We start from the raw sequence: 20,770 nt of genomic DNA, 5'->3' as shown, positions 1-20,770 counted from the left end.
CGACCTGGCGTCGGACGGGCGTGTCGTCGGCGAGCGGCGAGCCGGGGCGGATGGGCACGCGTTCCCACCTCGTTGACGGTTCTGGTTCACGATCCCCGGGCGGCGCGAACCGGAACCGTCATCGCGCGGACACGAACGTCCGTCCCTCGCCGGGCAGAGCAGCGGGAGTCGACGCACACTCCGGCTCCGGCTCAGCCCGCGCGGGCCGCCAGACGCTCGGAGCGTCGGCGTGCCTGCTCCCCGGGGTCCGGCACCGGGGCGGCCTGGATGAGCCGTCGTGTGTACGGGTCCTGGGGCGAGCGCAGGATGGCGTCGCGCGTGCCGTGTTCGGCGACCCGGCCACCGTGCAGCACGACGACCCGGTCGCACAGGGTGTCGACCACGGCGAGGTCGTGCGTGACGAACAGGCACGCGAACCCGAGGCGCTCCTGCAGCTCGCGGAACACGTCGAGCACGCGGGCCTGCACCGACACGTCGAGTGCGCTCGTCGGCTCGTCGGCGATCAGGAGCGCGGGGTCGAGCGCCACCGCGCGGGCGATCGCGACGCGTTGCCGTTGGCCGCCGGAGAGTTCGTGCGGGTAGCGCTCGGCGTACCCGCCGTCGAGACCGACGTCGGCGAGGAGCCGTTCGACACGCTCCTCGACCTGCACCGCCGACAGCCGGAGGATCTGGCGGAGCGGCTCGGCGACGGTCTGCCCGACGGTGTACCGGGGGTTGAGCGACCGGAGCGGGTTCTGGAACACCACGCCGACGTGCTGGCGCATCTGCCGGCGGGCGGCTCGTCGTGCGCCGGCGACGTCGGTGCCGTCGACGACCACCGAGCCCGAGGTGATCGGCGCGAGGCCCACCGCGGCCCGGCCGATGGTGGTCTTGCCACTGCCGGACTCCCCCACCAGGCCGACGATCTCGCCACGGCCGACGGTGAACGACACGTCGTCGACGGCACGGAAGCGCCCGCGCAGGGCGCCGCCGTACTCGACCACGAGGTGCCGGACGTCCAGGACGGCGGCCGGGGGCTCCGTGGCGGAGCCGAGCCGGGCCTCCAGACCGGACCCGGTGCCCATGCGCGGGACCGCAGCGAGGAGTTCGCGCGTGTAGTCGGCGGACGGTGCGGCGAAGACCGCCTCGGCGGTGCCGGTCTCGACGACGCGGCCTCGGCGCATCACGACCACGCGGTCGGCGAGGTCCGCGACGACGCCCATGTCGTGGGTGATGAGCAGGATCGCGGTGCCGGTGCGCTCGCGCAGCGCGCGGAGGACGTCGAGCACCTCGGCCTGCACGGTGACGTCGAGGGCGGTCGTCGGCTCGTCCGCGATGAGCAGGTCCGGGTCGGCGGCGAGCGCCATCGCGATCATCACGCGCTGGGCCTGCCCGCCGGAGAGTTCGTGCGGGTACTGGCCCAGGCGGCGTTCGGGTTCGGGGACCTCCACGGCGCGGAGCAGCTCGAGCGAGCGCTCCCGGACGGCGGCGCGGTCGTGCTGGCCGTTGGTGCGTCGGACGGCCTCGGCGAGCTGGAACCCGATGGTGAACACCGGGTTCAGCGCCGCGGACGGGTCCTGGAAGATCATCGACACGCTGCGGCCCCGGACCGACCGGAGGGTGCGCTCGTCGGTGCCGATGACCTCGAGGTCGCCGAGCCGGATGCTCCCCGAGGCGCGCGCACCGTCGGGGGCGATGCCCATCGCGGTCATCGCGGTCATGCTCTTGCCGGAGCCGGACTCCCCCACGACCGCGACGACCTCGCCCCGGGCCACGGTGAACGAGGCGTCGTCGACGGCGCGGACCACCTCGCCGTCCACGTCGAAGGTGACGGTGAGGTGCTCGACGGTCAGGACGTCGGTGGTGCCGCTCATGGGGTCTCCGGGGGGTCGGTGTCGTCGCGGGCGGCCTTGAAGGCCTCCCACTCCTCGAGCATCTTGCGGTGGTATCCCTGCAGCCACTGCATGTAGTCGCGACCGTTGAGCAGACGCTCGCGGACCTCGGCGTCCACGTCGCCCGTGCCGGTACGGCCGGCGCCCTCGACGACGGCGAGCCCGCGGCCGATGATGTCGCGCTGCCGGTCGAGGTACTTCCGTTCGCTGGCGAGCCAGGAGCCCCAGACGTCGGCCTCGGCGCGGAAGTAGTGACTGCGCTCGCCGGGGACGATGTGGCGCTTCACGAACCCGGAGTCGACGAGCCGTCGGGTGGCCATCGACACCGACCCCGAGCTGGCACCGAGCGCTGCCTGCAGGTCCGACGACGACGAGTGCGGTGCGCGGGTCATCATCAGGTAGCCGAGCACCCGGGCGTCGGTGAGGGGCATGCCCGCGCCGTCGTTGAGCATCAGGGCGAACTCCTCGACGAACGCCTGGCGCTCCGGTCCGAGCAGCCGGTCGTCGTCGGCGTCGGTGCGGGCGCCGTCGGTGCCGTCGGCGCCCCTGTCGTCCGTCACGAGGCCAGCCCGGCGGCCACCTCGGGTCGCTCGTCCGGGATCGACCACGGCTCCTGCGACATGCCGCCACCGCCACGGATCGCCCGCACGGTGCCGTCCTCGTCGCGGGTGTAGGTGATGTCCTCGTCGACCGAGCCGAAGCGGTTGCCGTGGGTCATCCGCAGGGTGTCGGCGTCGACGACCTCGAGTCGGGTGGGGGTGTCCATCGGCTCGGCGCCGGACGGGTCGACCTCGACGAGCCGGTCACCGATCCGGGCGACGTCGGTGACGCCCCACGGGTTGGCGAAGCGTCCGGTGAACGTGGCGGTGTCGACGTCGTCGGGTACCGGGGTCCCCGGGGCGTCGGCGTCGGCCGCGGCGTCGAGCATGGCGATGACCGCGGTGGCGACGAGCGTGGCGGGTCCGGCGGCGGCACTCGTGAGCACGGACACGACGAGCCCGGACGCCGGGTCGAACATCGACTGGGTGATGTGGCCGGGGAACCCACCCGAGTGGCCGCGGATCTCGCGTCCGTCGATCCGGTCGACGATGAACCCGGCACCGTAGCCGCGGGCCGCGGGGTCGTCGGTGGCGCTCCAGGCCTTCCGCTGCGCGAGGCGCTTGGAGTGGTCGTCGAGCAGGGTGCCCTGCCCGATCACGTGCTGCGAGAAGTAGCGGACCAGGTCGGACGCGGTGCCGTGGAAGCCGGTGGCGGCGGCCATCGCGCGGGTGTCGACGTGGTCGATGCGCTGCCGGTGCCGGGCGGTGTGGAAGCCGGTGTACCCGACCACGAAGTCGTCGGCGCGTGCGGGGTCCCAGTCGGGGCCGGTGTTCCGCAGGCCCAGGGGTTCGGTGATCGACTCGCGCACGAAGTCGTTGTACGACTGCCCGGACACCGCGGCGATGACCAGGCCGAGCAGGGAGTAGCCGAGGTTCGAGTAGTTGAACGACGAGCCGGTCGGCACCTTCTGGCCCCGGTCGAGCACGAGCGCCAGGAGTTCCTGCTCGTCGGGGAACGGGCGGAGCAGGGACCAGTAGTCGCCGTCGTGTCCGTCGCGGATGACGCCGGCGCCCATCTCCATGAGCTCGCGCAGGGTGGCGTCGGCGAGCGGCGAGCCGCCGTCGACCAGGGCCGGGACGTACGTGCCGACGGTGTCGTCGAGCCGGAGCGACCCGCGCTCGGCGAGCTGCAGCAGGGCCGTCGCGGTGAAGGTCTTCGAGTGCGAGGCGATGCGGAACAGGTCGGAGGTGGTCAGGCGGCGCCCGGCCTCGACGTCGGCGTAGCCCCAGGCCTCGTCGAACAGGACCTCGCCGCCGAAGCCGACGGCGACCTGCACGCCGGGCACCCGCAACTGCCACACCTTGTACGACACCCACTCGCGGATGTAGGGCAGGGTCTTCCGGTACGCGGAGAGGGTGTCGGTCACGGTGGTCCTTTCGAAGGGCGGTGGTTCGAGTCTGGCGCGTCGGTCGCGACGGTGCCCGCCGCGACGCACGTCAGCGCCGACGCGGGTCGAGTGCGGCGCGCAGCGTGTCGCCGAGCGCGATGACGGCGAGCACGGTCACGGCGAGGAACGCCGCCGGCGCGATGAGCATGTGCGGGGCCCGGAGGAACTGCGACGTCGCCGCGGACAGCTGCAGCCCCCACGAGATCGCCGGACGCTCCAGCCCGATGCCGAGGTAGGTCAGCGACGACTCGGACACGATGACCCCACCGACGGTGATGGTGGCGAGCACGAGCAGCGGCGAGATCGACGACGGCAACACGTACCGGGTGGTGATCCGCCACGTCGACAACCCCATCGTCCGGGCGGCGAGCACGAACTCGGCGCCCCGGACGCTGCGGACGCTCGACCGCACGAGCCGGGCCATCGTCGGCCACCCGAACAGGGCGAGCACGAGCGACACGGTGAGCACCGACCGCTCCCCCACGCTGTTCAGCACGACGACGGCGCCGAGCAGGAACGGGAACCCGAGGAACACGTCGGTGAGCCGGGCGAGGACGGCGTCCACCCATCCGCCGACCATGCCCGCGACGGTCCCGACGACGACCGCGACCATGCCGGCGAGCAGGGTCGTGAGCACCGCGACGGCGATCGACGACCGGGTGCCCCAGATGACGTTCGCGTACACGTCGCAGCCCTGCAGGTCGAAGCCGAACGGGTGCCCGGCGGTCGCTGACGCCCCGCTCCGGCCGAGGTCGCACACCCGGGGGTCGCCGTGGCCGAACAGCCCGGCGAACAGCTGCGGGAACGCCGCGATGAGCAGGACCACCACGAGCACCGACGCGGGCACCCAGAACCCCGGCGTCCGTGCGGCGGCGAGCAGTGGCCGACGCCGGACCCCGACGACGGGGTCGACGGTGGCGCCGAGGGCTTCGGTGGTCATCGGGAGGCTCCTGTCCGGACGCGCGGGTCGAGGGCGGCGTGCAGCAGGTCGACGAGCACGCTCGTGACGAGGAACACCAGGATGAGGGCGGTCGAGATGCCGACGACGACGGCACCCTCGTGCGAGCGGATGCCCTGGAACAGCAGGTTCCCGACGCCCGGCAGGTTGAAGATGCCCTCGATGATGACGGTGCCGCCCATCAGGTACCCGAGGTCGGTCGCCAGGTAGGTGGCGGTCGGGATGAGCGAGTTCCGCAGCACGTGCACGCCGACGATCCGGCCCGGCGCGAGCCCCTTGGCGCGGGCCGTCCGGACGTAGTCGGCGTCGAGCGTCTCGATCATCGACGTCCGGGTGAGCCGGGACACCGCGGCCAGGCCGAACAGGGCGATCACGAACGCCGGCAGGACGTACGCGGTCGGCCACCCGGCGCTGACGCCCGCGACCGGGAACCAGTGGAGCCGCACCGAGAACACCAGCTGCAGGGCCACGCCGAGCACGAACACGGGGACGGCTCCGACGACGATGGTGCCGACGAGCACCGTCTTGTCGAGCACGGTGCCGCGCCTGAGCGCCGAGACCACGCCGAGCCCGATGCCGAGGACGATCTCGAGCGCCCAGGCGCTGAGCGCCAGCGTGATCGTCACGGGCCACCGCGAGGCCATCTGCTCGCCGACGGACTGCCCGTTGAAGTCGGTGCCGAAGTCACCCCGGAACAGGCCGCCCAGGTACTGCACGTACTGCAGCCACAGCGGCTGGTCCAGGTGGTACTCCGCCCGCAGCGCCCGCACGACCGAGTCGGTGAGGGGGCGCTCACCGCCGAGCGCCTTGATGGGGTCGCCGGGCAGCGCGAACGTCATCGCGTAGATGAGGAAGGTCACCCCGAGGAACACGATGACCAGGCCGCCGAGTCGGCGACCGACGGCGAGCGTCGGACGCATCACGCGCCTCCCGACACGGCCGCCGACACCGGACGGGAGGCGCGGGTCGGGTCCGCCACGTGCGCCGCGCAGGCGAGGATCGCCCCGTACTGCACGCCCACGAGCTTCCCCACCGGGATCGGCTGCGCACCCGTCGACGCGTCCGCCTGCCAGCGCGCGTAGCGCTCGGCCAGGCGGTCGCGGAGCCGCCGGAGCGGCGCAGACGCCGTGCCGGCGGTCGTCTCCGCCTCGACGGCGCGCAGGAGCGTGCCGCCGTAGCGCAGGCGGAAGCAGCGGACGAGGTCCTCGCATCCGAAGCGCTCCGCGACGGTGGCCGTCCGGTCGGCCGGTTCCCGTTCGGCACGGCGGCGGTCGGTGTCCGCGATCCCGGCGAGCATCGGGACGAACGCACGGGAGGCCTCGACGAACGGGGACGGGATCGAGAGCATCGGCGACGCCTCGTCGAGGAATGCCTGCAGCTCCGCACCCGAGGCACCGAGCTCGTCCGCGCACCGGCGCAGCAGGTCGGCGTACGGCTCGCCGGTCGGGGTCTGGTCGTCGGCGTCGGGGTGGCTCCAGTACGGCAGCTCGGCCACCATGCAGAGGGCGCCGTGCCGCATCGCCCACGCCGCGCTCGATCCGCCGTGGATGTGCTCGCCGGGGTCGACGCCGAGTTCCTCGAGGTAGGCGTACGCCGTCTCGATCCCGTCCATCGCGAACACCGCCGGGGCGAGCTCCCGCAGGTACGGGGACTCCGGCTCCCCGGTGTCGAGCGGCAGCCCGAGTGCGGCCGGCACCGCGTGCAGGGTGTCGACGACGGCGGGCAGGTCCTCGGACAGGTAGTAGTAGACCCCGCCCATCTCACCGTTGTGCAGGCTCACGAGCAGGTCCGGCTCGGTGTCGTCGATGAGCCGCATGAACGCGAGCGTCTCGGGCAGCACCTGGTCGAAGTACACCGACTTGTAGCTGTTCGGGAACGTCCACTCGACCTGGCTGTCCGGAGCGGGCCGGTAGAAGTGCCGCGAGTAGAAGACCCGGTCGTGCGGGTCGTGGAACCACGCCTCGTTGAGCCGCATGCCGTCCGGGTCGATCGTCGGGACGATGTGCCAGGTGACGTCGAGCGCCTGCACCCGCTCGTCACCGAGGGCCGTCTCGGCGAGGTGCAGTGCCGTCCACGAACCGATCGGCTCGTTCGGGTGCACCCCGCCGACCACGACGGCCGCGTGCGACCCGGTGCCGATGCGGTAACTGTGCAGGGGTTCGCCGAGGCGGCTCGTGCCGATCCGGGTGACCGTGACCCGGTCGGGGTGCGCCGCGGCGAGCGCGGCGAACCGGGCGTGCAGGTCGTCGACGAGCGGGAAGCCGTCGCGGTCGGGGACGTCGCGGACCAGGTCGAGGACGGTGTGCTGCTCCATGCCCCGCCCTACTTCACGGCGATCTGCGCGATCACGGGGCTGCCCGCCACCGCCGGCAGCTTCGCGATCTTGTCGCTCGTGACGTACGAGTACTTGTCGAAGAAGGTCGGGACGATCGGGAAGTCCTTCAGGACGGCCTGCTGCGTCTTCGTGTAGTACCCGTTCGCCTCGTCCTGCGACCCGGCGGAGTCGGCCTTCTCGAGCAGCGAGTCGACGTCGTCGGACTGGTAGTAGCCGGTGCACGGGGAGCAGCCGCCGGCCGTGGTGAACAGCGCACGGAGCGTGTTCTGCTGGCTGATGTACAGCGCGCCCCAGTGGCCGAAGTGCGGGCCGGCGACGGTCTTGTCCGTGAGCTCCGAGTAGTAGGACGCCCAGTCGGTGGTGGCCTTCGCCTCGGCGTCGACGCCCAGGTTCTGCCGGATCTGGTTGGCGTACGCCTCGTACAGGGAGTCGAGGCCGGTGCCGCCCGGGTAGACGAGCGTCATGGTGCCGTCGAAGCCGCCGGCGCTGGCGAGGAGCTTCTTCGCCGCTGCCGGGTCGAACTCGCAGGCGTCGCCGCAGATGCCCTCCTCGGTGCCGGACATCGACGGTGGGGTCAGCGCGGTGGCCGGGTCGTACAGGCCGCCGTAGATCGCGTCGTTGACCTCGTCACGGTCGATCGACATCGAGATCGCGCGGCGCACGTCGGGGTCGGAGTACCGGTCCTCCCACAGCGGGAACCCGAGGTAGTCGATGCCGGGGGCGTCGAAGGAGTGCAGGCGGTCGCCGAAGTCGGCCTTCGCGCTCGTCATCTTGTCGGTCGGCAGGAACAGCACGTCGGCGTTGCCGGCCAGGACGTCGGTGTACGCGGTGTTCATGTCGGAGTAGCTGCGGAAGGTCACCTCGTCGGTGGCGGGCTTCGTGCCCTCGTAGTCCTTCCAGGCCGTGACGGTGAACTCCTGGTCCGCCTTCCACGCCTTCGTCATCTCGTACGGGCCGTTGCCGATCGGCTTCTTGTCGTACGCCTTCAGGTCGTCGTACGCGGCCTCGGGCATCGGGTAGAACGCCGTCTGGGCCTGGCTGAGCTGCAGGGGGAACTGGCTGTCCGCGTGGGTGAGCGTGACCGTGAAGGTGTCCTTGCCGGTGACCTTCAGCCCCGACATCTCCTTGGTCTTCGGGGTGCCCTTCGCCGGGTTGAGGTCGGTGTACCCGACGATCCCGGCGAGCTGACCGCTGTTCTCCCACGCGTTCGGGCCGTAGGCCACGTGGTTCCAGGCCTTCACGTAGCTCTCCGGCGTGACGGCCTCGCCGTTCTGGAACGTCCAGCCGTCCCGCAGCGTGATCGTCCACGTGGTGGCGTCGTCGCTCTCGACGCTCTTCGCCGCGACGTACCGCAGGTCACCGTCGGCGTCGGTCTGGGTGAGCGGCGCGAACACGCTCATCACCTGGTCGAAGGCCACGGTCTGCCGGCCCGGGGTCAGGTGATCGGGCTCGCCGGTCGCGTAGACCAGGCTCGAGGGAGCGTCGTCGTCAGCCGCGCCGCCCGCCGAACAGCCGGTCGCCACCAGTGCCAAGGTTGCCGCCGCGGCCAGCGCGGCGATCGTCCTGCGTCGCATGATCTCTCCTCGATCGGGTGCGGCCGGATCCCTGCCCGGTCGTCGTGGTGGGAAAGCTAGGACGGTTCGAATCCCGACCACAAGACTTCTTTCAATGCGCTCTGAGAGTTTTACCGCGCAGAAACACTGACGAAACGACACCCGTCGCGCGACCGGGCCCGTTGTGCCACGCTCGGAACATGCGCCACACACCGCACTTCCTGATGACCCACGTCGACGAGGTCCGACGCCTCATCACCGGGAACCCGTGGGCGACGATCGTGTCGCACACCGCGGCCGGGCTGGTGGCGTCGCACTACCCGGTGCTGCTCGAGACCCCCGGCCCCGACGACGACCCGGACGCCCTCGTGCTGGTGTCCCACGTCGGCCGCCCCGACGAGGTCGCGCACGAACTCGGACGGCACGAGGTCCTCGTCGTGTTCCAGGGCCCGCACGGCTACGTCTCCCCCGCCTGGTACCCGCCGGAGCAGTTCGTGCCCACCTGGAACCACGTCACCGCCCACGTCTGGGGCACCCCCGAGATCCTGTCCGACGACGAGAACTTCCGGGTGCTCGGCGAACTCGTCGACCACTTCGAGCGGGTCATGCCCTCGCCCGTGTCGTTGCAGATCGACGAGGAGACCGCTCGCCGGATGGCCAAGGGCACCGTCGGCATCCGGATCCGCGTCACCCGGTTCGACGCCCGCGCCAAGCTGTCGCAGAACAAGGCTCCCGAGGTGATCGACCGCATCGTCGCCGGGCTGCGGGGCGACGGCCCCTACGCGTCGCCGGCGCTCGCCGACGAGGTCGAGCGGGTCCGGCCCGTCCCGTCCCCGGCGAACGGCCGGGAGGCGTCGTGACGGACGTCCTGCTCCGCACCGTCCGGCGGGTGGGCACCTCCGGAGCCCCTGCCGACGTCCGCATCGTCGACGGTCGCGTCACCGAGATCGCGCCGACCGGCACCCTCGAACCCACGAGCGTCGACACCGACGTGGTGGAGGCCGCCGGCGCCTGGCTCGGCCCGGGGCTCCGCGACCACCACACGCACTTCGACCAGTGGGCGCTCGTCCGCCGCCGCGTCGACGTCACCGGCTGCGACTCCGCCGAGGCGACCGCCGACCTGCTCGCCGCCGTCGCGCGGGCGGGCGTGACGGACCGCGTCCTGGTCGGACACGGCTACCGCGACGGGATGTGGCCGCGCCCTGCGCGACGCGAGCTGCTCGACCAGGCCGCACCGGGCCTCCCGGTCGTCGTGATCAGCGCGGACCTGCACGCGGTGTGGTGCAACGCCCTCGCGCTCGCGCACTTCTCGGCTGCTGTCGGCCGCCCGCTCGAGGCGGGTGAGGACGGGGTCCTGCGCGAGCAGGACGCGTTCGACGTGACCGGAGCGCTGTCGCAGGTGCCGGACGACCTGCTCGACGCCTACGTGGCGGACGCTGCCGAGGCTGCGGCAGCCCGCGGGGTGACGGGCGTGGTCGACCTCGAGATGCGCTTCGGGCTCGACCGCTGGCGCCGCCGGATCCACGCAGGCACCGACGCGATCCGGGTCGCGTCCGGGGTGTACCCGGCCGAGCTCGACGAGGCCATCGCCCGGGGACTGCGCACCGGCGACGTGGTCGACGGCACGCGGGGCCTGCTCACGATGGGGCCGTTCAAGGTGGTCACGGACGGGTCGCTCGGCACCCGGACCGCCGCCATGACCGACGGCTCCGGCGTGCTCGCCTGGCCGTTCGAGGAGCTCGTCGCGATCACCCGCCGTGCCGTCGACGCCGGACTCGTCCCCGCGATCCACGCGATCGGCGACCGTGCGAACACCCTGGCGCTCGACGTCTTCGAGTCCGTCGGGGCCCGCGGCACGATCGAGCACGCGCAGTTGCTCGTCGACACCGACGTCGACCGGTTCGCCCGGCTCGGGGTCGCCGCGTCGGTGCAGCCCGAGCACGCGATGGACGACCGAGACATCGCCGACCGGCACTGGGCGGGGTCCACCGACCGTGCGTTCGCGTTCGCGTCGCTCGCACGGGCCGGCGCGCGCCTGCTGCTCGGCTCGGACGCCCCGGTGGCGCCGCTCGACCCGTGGGTGTCGATGGCGGCGGCCGTCGGGCGGGACCGCGACGGGCGGGACCCGTGGCACCCCGCCGAACGGCTCTCGGCACTCGTCGCGTGGCAGGGGTCGACCGACGGGCGCGTCGGGGTGTCCGTCGGCGACGTGGCGGACCTGGTGCTCGTCGAGACCGACCCGCTGGCCGCGTCCTCGTCCGCCGCACTGCGTGGCATGCGGGTGCTCGGGACGGCCGTCGCCGGACGGTTCACGTACCGGGAGCTGTGAGCGGGCGGGTGTGCCCGTGCCCCGTGGGCTACTTCTGGTCCTTCGGGCACCAGTAGAGCTTCCGGCCGGCCATGTCGGCCATCCGGATCTCGGTGCCGCACACCCGGCACGGCTCGCCCTGCCGGTGGTACACCCAGTGGCGGTCCTTGCGTGAACGCAGGGCCTTCTTGTGGTCGGCCTCGGACAGGTCGTCCATCGTCATCATCAGACCGTCGCGGACGCCGTCGTGCAGCAGCTTCGACCAGTCGGCCCAGAGCGCCTTGGCCTGCTTGACGGTGATCTTCTTGCCCGGCTTGTACGGGTCGATGCGCTGCCGGAACAGCAGCTCGGCGCGGTAGATGTTGCCGATGCCGGCCACGACGGACTGGTCCATGAGCAGCTGCCCGATCGCGACGTTCCGACGGCGGACGTTGTCGACGAAGGTCTTCTCGGCCTCGGGCCCGTCGTCGTTCATCGGGTCGGGGCCGAGCTTGTCGAGCGCGCGCTGCACCTCGGCCGGGGTCTCCACGACGCACGCGGTCGGGCCACGCAGGTCGGCGACGGTGTCATCGGTGAGGATCCGCACCCGGACCTGGCCCACCGGGTCCGGCGGGAAGGACTCGATCGGGTCCTCCGCCTTCTCCTGCTCGGCCATCCGGTAGCGGGCGAGCCGCGGGGCGCCGATCGAGCTGAGCGACTCTTCGCGGTCGTCGTCGGACAGCGCCTCGGCGGTGGAGATCACTCCCGCGAAGTCCCACGCCCCGTACAGCCCGAGGTGGACGCGGAGGAACAGGTCGTCCTCGAACTCCAGGAACATCTGCTTCGCCACCGCACGCGCGGCGATCATGCGCTTGCCGTCGAGCTGCGCGGCCCCGGCGGCGAAGCGACCCTGGGGGCTCGACACCTCGCAGCGCTTGCCGACGAAGTGCCGGGTGAACTGGTTGGCGATGCGGTGGACAGAGTGACCCTCGGGCATGACTACCGTTCTACCCGGTACCCCTGACGGGTCGGACTACGCGTCGATCTGGCGGCCGGCGATCAGCCCGGTGGTCTCGTACTCGGCGAGCTGGGCGATGCGACGGGCGTGGCGCTCCTCGCCGGAGAACGGCTCGGCGATGAACAGGTCGACGAACCGGATCGCCTCGTCCTCGGTGTGCTGGCGTGCGCCGATGGAGATGACGTTGGCGTCGTTGTGCTGCCGGGCGAGCAGCGCGGTCGACTCGTTCCAGACGAGCGCGGCGCGGATGCCCTCGACCTTGTTGGCGGCGATCTGCTCACCGTTGCCGGAACCGCCGAAGACGACGCCGAGGGCCTGGACGCCGGCGCGCTGGTCCTGCACCACGGCGTGCGCGGCGTTGATGCAGAACGAGGGGTAGTCGTCGAGCGCGTCGTACTCGGTCGGACCGTGGTCCACCACCTCGTGCCCGGCTTCGGTCAGGTGGGTTGCGAGGGTCTTGTTGAACTCGAGGCCGGCGTGGTCCGTTCCGAGGTGGATGCGCATGGAACCGATCATATTCCTGCGGCTCCGGGGCCCGGACCACCACGGACTACGGCGCGCGGACCACCACGACGAGGTACCGGGTGGGGTCCTCGCCCGGGTTGCGGTAGACGACGTCGGCGGGGTCGCCGAGCTCGATCCGGTCCCCCGCCGCCAGACGCGTCGGCTCGCCGCCGACGACGACCTCGAGCACGCCCTCGACGACCCAGATGCAGTGCCGCAGGAATGCGTAGGCGGACGCCGGGTAGGCCACCTCGCGGCCGGCCGGGAGGCGCACCTCGGTGACGTCAGCGGGGAACGCCGCGCTCGAGACCGGACGGCGGCGGTACCCGGTGTCGGGATCGGTCCAGGAATCGGCGGTCGCGCCGCGCTGGACCCCGCGCGCCTCGTCGGGGTCCGTCACCCTGGGCACCTCGTGCTCCAGGGCATCGTCGAGGAGCTGCGAGATCGTCAGACCGAAGGCACCCGACAGGCGACCGAGGATCGTCGCGGTGGGGCTGGAGACCCCGCGTTCGACCCGGTTGATCATCGCGCGGGAGACGCCGGACTCCTCGGCGAGCTCGGTGAGGCTCCACTTCCGCTCGGTGCGGAGTCGCTGGAGGCGTTCACCGAGCGCCCGCTGCTCGGCGACCGAGGTGTCGTCGGCGCCGGTTGCGGGATCGGCGTATGCGTCGTCTACGATGTGAGACATGATGACAGCATATGCGACGAACGGGGTCGTGATCCGCGACTGCTCCCCGACCGACCTCGACGTCGTGCACGCCCTGCACGTCGATGCGGTGCTGCACTCCACCGCCATCTGGCAGGACACCCCGCACCCGCGTGCGTACTTCGACGGGTGGCTCGCCGAGCGGCAGGGCGGCGGGTACCCGGTGGTCGTGGCCGAGGTCGACGGCGTCGTGGCCGGGTACGCCACGTACTCGCAGTGGCGGCAACCGGACGGGTACCGGCAGACCGTCGAGCACAGCGTCTACGTGGTCGAGACGTTCCGCGGCCGGGGCATCGCGACGACCCTGATGGCCGAGTTGGTCGCGCGGGCCACCGCCGAGGGCCGGCACGTCATGATGGCCGGGATCTGCAGCACGAACACCGGGTCGATCGCCCTGCACGAACGCCTGGGGTTCACCACGGTCGCGGTCGTGCCCGAGGTCGGACGCAAGTTCGACCGCTGGCTCGACCTGACGCTCATGCGCCTGCCGCTCGTCTGACGCGACGCTCGGGGCGGGCGCACCACGGGCCTCCCGGCCGCCCGTCGACGAACGGAGCCTGGTTCCGGACACGGAACCACGCGATCCCGCGGTGCTGTGTCCGGAACCTGGTTCCGGAGCGTCAGTCGGTGGTGTCGAAGATCGGGCCGACGGTGCGCGAGCGCTTGAGCTCGAAGAAGCCCGGGTACTTCGCGACGGCGACGACGCCGTCCCACAGGTCGAGCGCCTCCTGGCCCTTGGGCGCCGGGGAGATGACCGGTCCGAAGAACGCGGTGCCCTCGACGGCGATGACCGGCGTGCCGACGTCCTGTCCGACGCGGTCGATGCCGTCCTGGTGGCTGGCGCGCACGGCGGCGTCGACCTCGTCCGTCCAGGCGTACTCGAGCAGGTCGGCGTCGAGGCCGAGCTCCGCGAGCACGGCGGGGACGACCTGCTCCGGGTCGGACTCCTGGCGGTGGTGGATGTGCTCGCCGAGGGCGTCGTAGAGCGGCTTCACGACGTCCTGCCCGAGCCGGAGCCGCGCCGCCGTGACGATGCGCGGGTAGACCTGGCCGGCGTGCAGGCGCTCCTTGTAGCTGTCCGGCACGTCCTGGTCCTCGTTGAGGACGAACAGGCTCATCACGTTCCAGGTCACGTCGAGGTCGCGGTGCTCGGCGACCTCACCCACCCAGCGGCTCGTCATCCAGGCCCACGGGCAGTTCGGGTCGAACCAGAACTCCACGGCGGTGCGCTCGGTGGTGGGGTCGGTCGGGTTGTCCACAGTCGTCTCGGTCACGATCCGAGCGTACGCGGCGTCGCTAGGCTGGAACCCATCGTCCCGCCGGCGCACGACGCCGTCCGGGGCCCCGTACGCGGACACCGATCGTCCGCGTCCCCAGCGAAGATGGAGCGTTGCGTGCCCGGAGAGAACCTCACCCGAATCGAAGCCCAGGAGCGCGCGGCCGTCGTCGCCGTGCAGACGTACGACGTCGAGCTCGACCTGACCCGCGGCGCCGACAGCTTCGGCAGCACCACGCGGGTGCGCTTCACCGCCACCGCCGGCGCATCGACCTTCATCGACGCCATCACGAAGACCGTGCACTCGATCACGCTGAACGGCACGGCGCTCGACGTCGCGGCAGTCAACGACGGCGTGCGCATCCAGCTCGACGACCTGCAGGAGCAGAACGAGCTCGTGGTCGTCAGCGACGCGCTGTACACGAACACCGGTGAAGGCCTGCACCGCTTCGTCGACCCGGTGGACGACGAGGTGTACCTGTACTCCCAGTTCGAGGTCCCCGACTCCCGCCGCATGTTCGCGGTGTTCGAGCAGCCCGACCTGAAGGCCGAGTTCTCCTTCACCGTGACGGCGCCGTCGCGGTGGCAGGTCGTCTCGAACTCCCCCACCCCGGAGCCGCACGTCGACGGCGACGTCGCGACCTGGGCCTTCCCGCCCACCGCGCGCATCTCGAGCTACATCACCGCGCTCGTCGCCGGCCCGTACGAGGTCGTGCGCGACGAGCTGACCAGCCGCGACGGCCGGACGATCCCGCTCGGTGTGTTCGCGCGCAAGTCGCTCGCCTCGTACCTCGACCCCGAGTACGTGTTCGACATCACGAAGAAGGGCTTCGCGTACTTCGAGGAGAAGTTCGACGTCGCCTACCCCTTCGACAAGTACGACCAGCTGTTCGTGCCGGAGTTCAACGCCGGTGCGATGGAGAACGCCGGCGCGGTCACCTTCACCGAGACCTACGTGTTCCGGTCGAAGGTCACCGACGCCATCAAGGAGCGCCGGGTCGTCACGATCCTGCACGAGCTCGCCCACATGTGGTTCGGCGACCTGGTCACCATGAAGTGGTGGAACGACCTGTGGCTCAACGAGTCCTTCGCCGAGTGGGCCTCCACGATCGCCACGGCCGAGGCCACCGAGTGGACCGAGGCCTGGACCACGTTCCAGGCCATGGAGAAGTCCTGGGCCTACCGCCAGGACCAGCTCCCCTCGACGCACCCGATCGTCGCGACGATCAACGACCTCGAGGACGTCCAGGTCAACTTCGACGGCATCACCTACGCGAAGGGCGGCTCGGTCCTCAAGCAGCTCGTCGCCTGGGTCGGCATCGACGCGTTCTTCGCCGGTGTCTCCGCGTACTTCAAGAAGCACCACCACTCGAACACCGAGCTCCGCGACCTGCTCGTCGAGCTCGAGGCGACGAGCGGCCGTGAGCTGACCGAGTGGTCGAAGCTCTGGCTCGAGACCGCGGGCGTGAACACCCTGCGTCCCGAGATCGAGACCGACGACTCCGGTGTCATCACGTCGTTCACCGTCCTGCAGGAAGCCCCCGCCGACTACCCGACGCTGCGCCCGCACCGTCTGGCGATCGGGGTGTACGCCTTCCGGAACGACGAGTCCGCGCCGTTCGGCGCCGACACGGCCTCCGCCGGCGGCAAGCTCGAGCGGGTCCACCGCGTCGAGATCGACGTCGACGGTGCCCGCACCGAGGTGCCCGAGCTCGTCGGCGTCCAGCGCGGCGACCTCGTGCTGCTGAACGACGACGACCTGGCCTACGCCAAGATCCGTCTCGACGAGCACTCCCGGCGCACCGCGATCGAGCACCTCGCGTCGATCGCGAACCCGCTCGCCCGCTCGATCGTCTGGAGTTCCGTGTGGGACGCCACGCGCGACGCCGAGTCCCCGGCCAGCGACTACGTCCGCCTCGTGCTCGGCAACATCGCGACCGAGACCGAGTCGACGACCATCCGCACGACGCTCTCGCAGCTGCTGCTCACCGCACGCAACTACGTGGCGCCGGGCTCGGTCGAGGCCACGGTCCGCACCGTCGGCGACACGCTCTGGCAGCTCGCGTCCTCGGCCGAGGCCGGTTCGGACGCGCAGTTCCAGTTCGTGAAGTTCTTCGCGCAGGTCCCGTCCACGCCCGAGCACGTCGCGACCCTGCAGGGCCTCCGCGACGGAACGGTCACGCTGCAGGGCCTCGAGATCGACACCGACCTGCGCTGGGAGCTGCTCGAGGGCCTCGTGCTCGCGGGTGCCGCGGACAACGCCGAGATCGACGCCGAGCTCGCCGCGGACAAGACCGCGTCGGGCGAGCAGGCCGCGGCCCGCGCCCGGGCGACGATCCCCACGGCCGAGGGCAAGCTGGCGGCGTTCTCGTCGCTGGTCGACTCGTCCGAGCTGCCGAACGCCATCGTGCGCCAGACCACGGTCGGGTTCCAGCACGTGAACAGCCCGGTGCTGCTCGAGGGGCTCGTACCGAAGTACTTCGAGGTGCTCACGCGCATCTGGGCCGAGCGCAGCTACCACATGGCGGACACGATCGTCTCGGGCCTCTACCCGGCGCCGCTCGCGTCGGCCGAGCTCCGTGACGCCGCCGCCGCGTGGCTCGAGGAGCACCCGGAGACGCCGGCATTGCGCCGCATCGTGTCCGAGAGCCTCGCGGGCACCGAGCGCGCGCTCCGGGTCCAGGCCGCCGACGCCTGACCCCTGCTCTGATCCGGCGGGGTCTTGGTGTTCCTCCAGGGATGCCGAGGCCCCGCCCCTTACGATCGTCCGGATGATCTTCCTCGCTGCTTCGACCGACGACGCGTCCAAGTGGGTGTCGAACTCCTTCACCGACTTCGTCACGGTCTGGCGGGTGCCGATCGTCATCGTGGTGACCGTCCTCGTCGCGATCGTCATTCGACTCATCCTGCGGCGCACGATCAAGCAGATCGTCAACCGCATCGTCACCGGCGTGAAGAAGCGTCAGGGAGCCGATGACACCCAGGCCCTGATCACCTCGCCGGTGCAGGCAGCCCGTGTCGTGCAGCGCACCCGCACGCTCGGCAGCGTGCTCGAGAACCTGGCGACGGTCGCCGTCGTGATCATCGCGCTGGCGGTGATCATCCCGCAGGTCCTGCCGAACGCCGCGGTCGGCATCGTCGGTGGTGCGTCCCTCGTCGCAGCCGGTCTCGCAGTCGGTGCCCAGTCGATCGTGAAGGACCTGCTGTCCGGCATCTTCATGATCCTCGAGGACCAGGCCGGCGTCGGTGACGTCGTCGACACCGGGCAGGCCACCGGCGTCGTCGAGAACGTCGGGCTGCGCGTCATGCAGATCCGCGACGTGAACGGGATCCTGTGGTTCGTGCCGAACGGCCAGATCCTGCGCGTCGGCAACCTGTCGCAGGGCTGGTCCCGCGTGCTCGTCGACATCACCGTGCCCTACGACACCGACATCGACGCCGTGCAGGACGCCTTGCTCAAGGCCGCCGTCACGATGTCGCAGGAGTCCCGCTGGCGGCAGCGGATCGTCGAGAAGCCCGAGATCTGGGGCCTGCAGTCGATCACCGACGCCGGCATGGTCTTCCGCCTGGTCGTGAAGACCCGGGCGTCCGAGCTCGACGTCGTCGGCCGGGAGCTCCGCACCCGCCTGAAGCACGCCGTCGACGAACTCGGCATCACCCTTCCGGCGATGGCGATGATCATGCCCGAGGGCTGGGAGAACGCGACCTCGATCAACGGCCTGCGCACCGTCCGGACCCAGCCGACGCCGGCACCCACGAAGCCCCGGCGCCCCAAGCGCAACATCCTCGGACAGCCGATCCGCACGGACGACCCCGACAGCGGGAAGGACCCCCGATGACCGACCCCACACCCCAGAGCGGCACGGGCGGGCCCGGAGCACGCGGCTCGCTCGGCATGCCCGGCTCCCCCGGCATGCCAGGCTCGGTCGGCGTCCCGGCGCAGCCGATCACCCTGCGGGTCGGGGAGCACGGCGCCTCGGCCACCGGGTCGCTGTACGAGCGGATCGGCGGCGCACCGACATTCGACCGGCTCGTCCGGCGCTTCTACGAGGGCGTGCAGCAGGACGAGGTCATCTGGCCGATGTACCCGGCCGACGACCTCGAGGGTGCGATCTGGCGCCTCTCCGCCTTCCTGCAGCAGTACTGGGGCGGCCCGGGCACCTACAGCGAACAGCGCGGCCACCCCCGCCTGCGGATGCGGCACAACCCCTTCCGCATCACGTCCGAGGCCCGGGAACGATGGCTTCACCACATGCACGAGGCGGTCGAGTCGCTCGAGCTCGCACCCCTCGACGAAGCCGAACTCTGGGGCTACCTCGACCGCGCTGCCCACGCGATGACGAACACCTTCGACTGACGCGCGCGGCACACGCCGTCGTGTCGTCGAGACGCCGCCGAATCCGGCGGCGTCTCGACGCTCCCGAGGCGTCTTCCGCTGACGCCGGCGTGCAGTGATCGTCGCGAGCGGCGGACGGGAGGCCCGTGGCGGCGCCGCCACGGGCCTCCCGTCCGACTGTCCGCACGTTCTCGTGTTCGCGGGACGCCGGCGTCTTCGGGCAGCGCGTCTCAGCGCGGTCAGCGCACGTATGAGCCGGAGGCGAGGTCCTCGACCAGGGACGGCCGCGACGGCCGCCAGCCGAAGGCCGACCGGGCGTGTGCGCCGGACGCCTCCTGGTGCAGCAGCAGGGCGTCGGCGTAGTCCCGCCCGAGCCGTTCGCGGGTCGCGTCCACGCTCTCGGCGACGACCGGTGCACCGTGGGCCCCGGCCTCGGCGACCGCTCGGACGGTCGGGTTGTCGCCGGTCGCGGCGACGATGTACCCGTCGGGATCGCCGCGGTGCAGCGCGAGGACGTAGAGCTCGCCGAGGTCGTCGACGTGCACCGTCGTCCACCGCTGCGAGCCGTCGCCCACCAGCCGCACCGGCTGCTCGCCGTCGCTGACGAAGATCGCCGGGATGCCGGCGCCGCGCCCGTACACGATGCCGGGGGCGACGATGGTGCTCCGCACGTCGCTCCCCCGCAGCAGGGCCTCGTTCGGTCCGCGCCAGGCGGTCAACGCCGGCGGGTCGATCGGCGACTGCTCGGAGATGTCCGTCGAGTCACCGAAGGTGAAGATCCCGCCGGTGTGCACGAAGGGCTTCGGTGTGCCGGCCAGGGCACCGATCGCGGTGCGGATGAAGTCCGGGTCGACGCCCGGAGCCGATGCCGTGTGGACGACGCCCTCGCTCTCGTGCAGCAGGCGTTCGACGACGTCGGTGTCGGTGACGTCGCCGACCAGGGCCCGGCCACCGGCGTCACGGACGTGCTGGGCCTTCTCGTCGGACCGGACGAGCGCGGTGACCTCGTCGCCGTGGGCCACGAGGGAGCGGAGGACTGAGGAGCCGATGTACCCGGACGCACCGGTGAGGAAGACGTGCATGCGGCCAGCCAACCACGGCACCCGGGCGGCGTGGTCGGCGTCCTCGTCGACCGCGGCGTCGCGGTCGTCGTCGTCGTTAGGAGCTCAGGGTCCAGGCGCGGCGCTTGACGAGCACGTGGCCGCGCGAGGTCGTGAGTCGGCTCCACGGACCCGTCTCGAACAGGCGGACCGGGTCGTGCCCGAGGAACCCGAGGCTCTCGCCCGCGAAGCCCGCACCGGCGGGCAGGTGCTCGACGCCGGGAACCGGTCGGCCCCAGACCTCGGCGCGGATTCGCCGGACGATTGCCTCGCCCGCGTTGGACGGCACGGCGTCGGCGACCTCGGCGATGCCGTCGCGGGTGGCGCGGCGGAGGAGTTCCGGTGAGACGTCCGGCAGCGGGACCCAGCCACCGCGGGGCGGCGAGATGGCTGCCCACGTCACGGTGTGCACCTCGTGCGGCAGCTCGACCTCGATCGGGGTGGCCCGCGTGGGGTCGGCCCCCTCGGCGTGTTCGGCGTCCTGCGCCTCGGCCAGCAGGCGGAGGCGTTCGAGGAGCGACTGCAGCGGGACCACGGTGTCGATCGACGCCGGCTCGGTGAGCGAGAACGTGCGGAGGCCGAGCACCGTCGGCAGTTCGTCGAGCAGCCCGAGCGGGTAGAGGATCGCCGTGTAGACGGCCAGGACGCCGGAGTCGGCGATGAGCCGGACCGAGCCGTCCTCGATCCGAGCGGCACGTCCGAGGTACGTGCGGAGGTCACCGAGTGAGGCGGCGTCGGGAAGCGTGAACGAGTTGCCCATGTCGTCCCCGATCCTACCGGCCGTCGACGCCGCGGCACCTGAGCGCGACGACCTGCGACGGCGGCGGGCAGCCGTTCGT

The 20,770-nt window shown here is 71.6% G+C and carries 19 protein-coding genes; 6 read left to right on the top strand and 13 right to left on the bottom strand.

The annotated features are described in order from the left end of the window. Positions 1–191 precede the first annotated feature (191 nt). The 7 genes from DEJ19_RS05635 to DEJ19_RS05605 form a co-directional block, all read right to left on the bottom strand. Positions 192–1,853, bottom strand: a complete 1,662-nt coding sequence (locus DEJ19_RS05635) for a dipeptide ABC transporter ATP-binding protein (RefSeq protein ID WP_111234175.1) — start codon at positions 1,851–1,853, stop codon at positions 192–194. Further along, on the bottom strand, positions 1,850–2,431 hold the full coding sequence (locus DEJ19_RS05630) for a GbsR/MarR family transcriptional regulator (protein ID WP_111234174.1): 582 nt from the start codon (positions 2,429–2,431) through the stop codon (positions 1,850–1,852). Before DEJ19_RS05630 ends, DEJ19_RS05635 begins: the two co-directional genes overlap by 4 nt. Then, positions 2,428–3,837, bottom strand: a complete 1,410-nt coding sequence (locus tag DEJ19_RS05625) for a serine hydrolase (RefSeq protein ID WP_258377485.1) — start codon at positions 3,835–3,837, stop codon at positions 2,428–2,430. Before DEJ19_RS05625 ends, DEJ19_RS05630 begins: the two co-directional genes overlap by 4 nt. A 70-nt stretch (positions 3,838–3,907) precedes the next feature. Beyond that, positions 3,908–4,798 carry an ABC transporter permease gene (locus DEJ19_RS05620; protein ID WP_110864890.1) on the bottom strand — a complete coding sequence of 297 codons (891 nt, stop codon included), beginning with the start codon at positions 4,796–4,798 and terminating at the stop codon, positions 3,908–3,910. Further along, the gene (locus DEJ19_RS05615; RefSeq protein WP_110864891.1) at positions 4,795–5,736 is read right to left on the bottom strand and encodes an ABC transporter permease; all 942 of its coding nucleotides are present in this window, start codon (positions 5,734–5,736) and stop codon (positions 4,795–4,797) included. The genes DEJ19_RS05620 and DEJ19_RS05615 overlap by 4 nt, the downstream gene beginning before the upstream one ends. Then, complete coding sequence (locus tag DEJ19_RS05610) at positions 5,736–7,130, bottom strand: M14 family zinc carboxypeptidase (RefSeq protein WP_111234173.1); 1,395 nt, start codon at positions 7,128–7,130, stop codon at positions 5,736–5,738. The genes DEJ19_RS05615 and DEJ19_RS05610 overlap by 1 nt, the downstream gene beginning before the upstream one ends. A gap of 8 nt (positions 7,131–7,138) precedes the next feature. Then, the gene (locus DEJ19_RS05605; RefSeq protein ID WP_258377484.1) at positions 7,139–8,725 is read right to left on the bottom strand and encodes a peptide ABC transporter substrate-binding protein; all 1,587 of its coding nucleotides are present in this window, start codon (positions 8,723–8,725) and stop codon (positions 7,139–7,141) included. A 179-nt stretch (positions 8,726–8,904) separates the two neighbouring features. On the opposite strand from DEJ19_RS05605, the gene DEJ19_RS05600 reads away from it, so the two are divergent. Further along, on the top strand, positions 8,905–9,564 hold the full coding sequence (locus DEJ19_RS05600; RefSeq protein WP_111234172.1) for an FMN-binding negative transcriptional regulator: 660 nt from the start codon (positions 8,905–8,907) through the stop codon (positions 9,562–9,564). Beyond that, a complete protein-coding gene (locus DEJ19_RS05595) occupies positions 9,561–11,033 on the top strand; it encodes an amidohydrolase (protein WP_111234171.1) in 1,473 nt (490 codons plus the stop codon). Before DEJ19_RS05600 ends, DEJ19_RS05595 begins: the two co-directional genes overlap by 4 nt. A gap of 28 nt (positions 11,034–11,061) precedes the next feature. On the opposite strand, the gene DEJ19_RS05590 is transcribed toward DEJ19_RS05595, so the two are convergent. From DEJ19_RS05590 to DEJ19_RS05580, 3 genes are read right to left on the bottom strand one after another with little or no spacing between them, the layout of a single operon-like run. Then, the gene (locus DEJ19_RS05590; protein ID WP_111234170.1) at positions 11,062–11,988 is read right to left on the bottom strand and encodes an Fpg/Nei family DNA glycosylase; all 927 of its coding nucleotides are present in this window, start codon (positions 11,986–11,988) and stop codon (positions 11,062–11,064) included. Positions 11,989–12,024: 36 nt separating this feature from the next. Then, positions 12,025–12,513 (bottom strand): ribose-5-phosphate isomerase, encoded by a 489-nt coding sequence (locus DEJ19_RS05585; RefSeq protein WP_027464669.1) that lies wholly within the window; start codon positions 12,511–12,513, stop codon positions 12,025–12,027. Positions 12,514–12,559: 46 nt separating this feature from the next. Next, on the bottom strand, positions 12,560–13,201 hold the full coding sequence (locus tag DEJ19_RS05580; RefSeq protein ID WP_111234169.1) for a helix-turn-helix domain-containing protein: 642 nt from the start codon (positions 13,199–13,201) through the stop codon (positions 12,560–12,562). Between DEJ19_RS05580 and DEJ19_RS05575 the strand changes: the two genes are divergently transcribed. Then, the gene (locus DEJ19_RS05575; RefSeq protein ID WP_258377483.1) at positions 13,200–13,718 is read left to right on the top strand and encodes a GNAT family N-acetyltransferase; all 519 of its coding nucleotides are present in this window, start codon (positions 13,200–13,202) and stop codon (positions 13,716–13,718) included. The genes DEJ19_RS05580 and DEJ19_RS05575 overlap by 2 nt on opposite strands. A gap of 121 nt (positions 13,719–13,839) precedes the next feature. Here DEJ19_RS05575 and DEJ19_RS05570 read toward each other — a convergent pair whose 3' ends face one another. After that, positions 13,840–14,400, bottom strand: a complete 561-nt coding sequence (locus tag DEJ19_RS05570; RefSeq protein ID WP_258377487.1) for a mycothiol-dependent nitroreductase Rv2466c family protein — start codon at positions 14,398–14,400, stop codon at positions 13,840–13,842. A gap of 213 nt (positions 14,401–14,613) precedes the next feature. Here DEJ19_RS05570 and pepN point away from each other — a divergent pair, with 213 nt between their 5' ends. The 3 genes from pepN (at position 14,614) to DEJ19_RS05555 (ending at position 18,852) form a co-directional block, all read left to right on the top strand. Continuing rightward, complete coding sequence (pepN, locus tag DEJ19_RS05565) at positions 14,614–17,193, top strand: aminopeptidase N (protein WP_111234167.1); 2,580 nt, start codon at positions 14,614–14,616, stop codon at positions 17,191–17,193. A gap of 73 nt (positions 17,194–17,266) precedes the next feature. Next, positions 17,267–18,334, top strand: coding sequence for a mechanosensitive ion channel family protein (locus DEJ19_RS05560; RefSeq protein ID WP_111234166.1), 1,068 nt, complete (start codon positions 17,267–17,269; stop codon positions 18,332–18,334). Positions 18,335–18,390: 56 nt separating this feature from the next. Next, the gene (locus DEJ19_RS05555; RefSeq protein ID WP_258377486.1) at positions 18,391–18,852 is read left to right on the top strand and encodes a globin; all 462 of its coding nucleotides are present in this window, start codon (positions 18,391–18,393) and stop codon (positions 18,850–18,852) included. Positions 18,853–19,070: 218 nt separating this feature from the next. Here DEJ19_RS05555 and DEJ19_RS05550 read toward each other — a convergent pair whose 3' ends face one another. Both DEJ19_RS05550 and DEJ19_RS05545 read right to left on the bottom strand, forming a co-directional pair. Then, on the bottom strand, positions 19,071–19,913 hold the full coding sequence (locus DEJ19_RS05550) for an NAD-dependent epimerase/dehydratase family protein (RefSeq protein WP_111234165.1): 843 nt from the start codon (positions 19,911–19,913) through the stop codon (positions 19,071–19,073). Between the two features lie 76 nt (positions 19,914–19,989). Further along, on the bottom strand, positions 19,990–20,691 hold the full coding sequence (locus tag DEJ19_RS05545) for a DUF8185 domain-containing protein (RefSeq protein WP_071405518.1): 702 nt from the start codon (positions 20,689–20,691) through the stop codon (positions 19,990–19,992). Positions 20,692–20,770: the final 79 nt, after the last annotated feature.

It is taken from the genome of Curtobacterium sp. MCSS17_016, assembly GCF_003234255.2.
Classification (GTDB): domain Bacteria; phylum Actinomycetota; class Actinomycetes; order Actinomycetales; family Microbacteriaceae; genus Curtobacterium; species Curtobacterium flaccumfaciens.
The sequence above is the reverse complement of the archived record's forward strand: the minus strand, read 5'-3'. Positions and strand labels throughout refer to the sequence as shown.

Excerpts from the sequence above, each read along its gene's own strand:
- DEJ19_RS05635 (WP_111234175.1), bottom strand. The coding sequence starts at position 1,853 with ATGAGCGGCACCACCGACGTCCTGACCGTCGAGCACCTCACCGTCACC.
- DEJ19_RS05620 (WP_110864890.1), bottom strand. The coding sequence starts at position 4,798 with ATGACCACCGAAGCCCTCGGCGCCACCGTCGACCCCGTCGTCGGGGTC.
- DEJ19_RS05615 (WP_110864891.1), bottom strand. The coding sequence starts at position 5,736 with ATGCGTCCGACGCTCGCCGTCGGTCGCCGACTCGGCGGCCTGGTCATC.
- DEJ19_RS05610 (WP_111234173.1), bottom strand. The coding sequence starts at position 7,130 with ATGGAGCAGCACACCGTCCTCGACCTGGTCCGCGACGTCCCCGACCGC.
- DEJ19_RS05605 (WP_258377484.1), bottom strand. The coding sequence starts at position 8,725 with ATGCGACGCAGGACGATCGCCGCGCTGGCCGCGGCGGCAACCTTGGCA.
- DEJ19_RS05600 (WP_111234172.1), top strand. The coding sequence starts at position 8,905 with ATGCGCCACACACCGCACTTCCTGATGACCCACGTCGACGAGGTCCGA.
- DEJ19_RS05590 (WP_111234170.1), bottom strand. The coding sequence starts at position 11,988 with ATGCCCGAGGGTCACTCTGTCCACCGCATCGCCAACCAGTTCACCCGG.
- DEJ19_RS05585 (WP_027464669.1), bottom strand. The coding sequence starts at position 12,513 with ATGCGCATCCACCTCGGAACGGACCACGCCGGCCTCGAGTTCAACAAG.
- DEJ19_RS05575 (WP_258377483.1), top strand. The coding sequence starts at position 13,200 with ATGATGACAGCATATGCGACGAACGGGGTCGTGATCCGCGACTGCTCC.
- DEJ19_RS05580 (WP_111234169.1), bottom strand. The coding sequence starts at position 13,201 with ATGTCTCACATCGTAGACGACGCATACGCCGATCCCGCAACCGGCGCC.
- DEJ19_RS05570 (WP_258377487.1), bottom strand. The coding sequence starts at position 14,400 with ATGACGAGCCGCTGGGTGGGTGAGGTCGCCGAGCACCGCGACCTCGAC.
- DEJ19_RS05560 (WP_111234166.1), top strand. The coding sequence starts at position 17,267 with ATGATCTTCCTCGCTGCTTCGACCGACGACGCGTCCAAGTGGGTGTCG.
- DEJ19_RS05555 (WP_258377486.1), top strand. The coding sequence starts at position 18,391 with ATGCCCGGCTCCCCCGGCATGCCAGGCTCGGTCGGCGTCCCGGCGCAG.
- DEJ19_RS05550 (WP_111234165.1), bottom strand. The coding sequence starts at position 19,913 with ATGCACGTCTTCCTCACCGGTGCGTCCGGGTACATCGGCTCCTCAGTC.
- DEJ19_RS05545 (WP_071405518.1), bottom strand. The coding sequence starts at position 20,691 with ATGGGCAACTCGTTCACGCTTCCCGACGCCGCCTCACTCGGTGACCTC.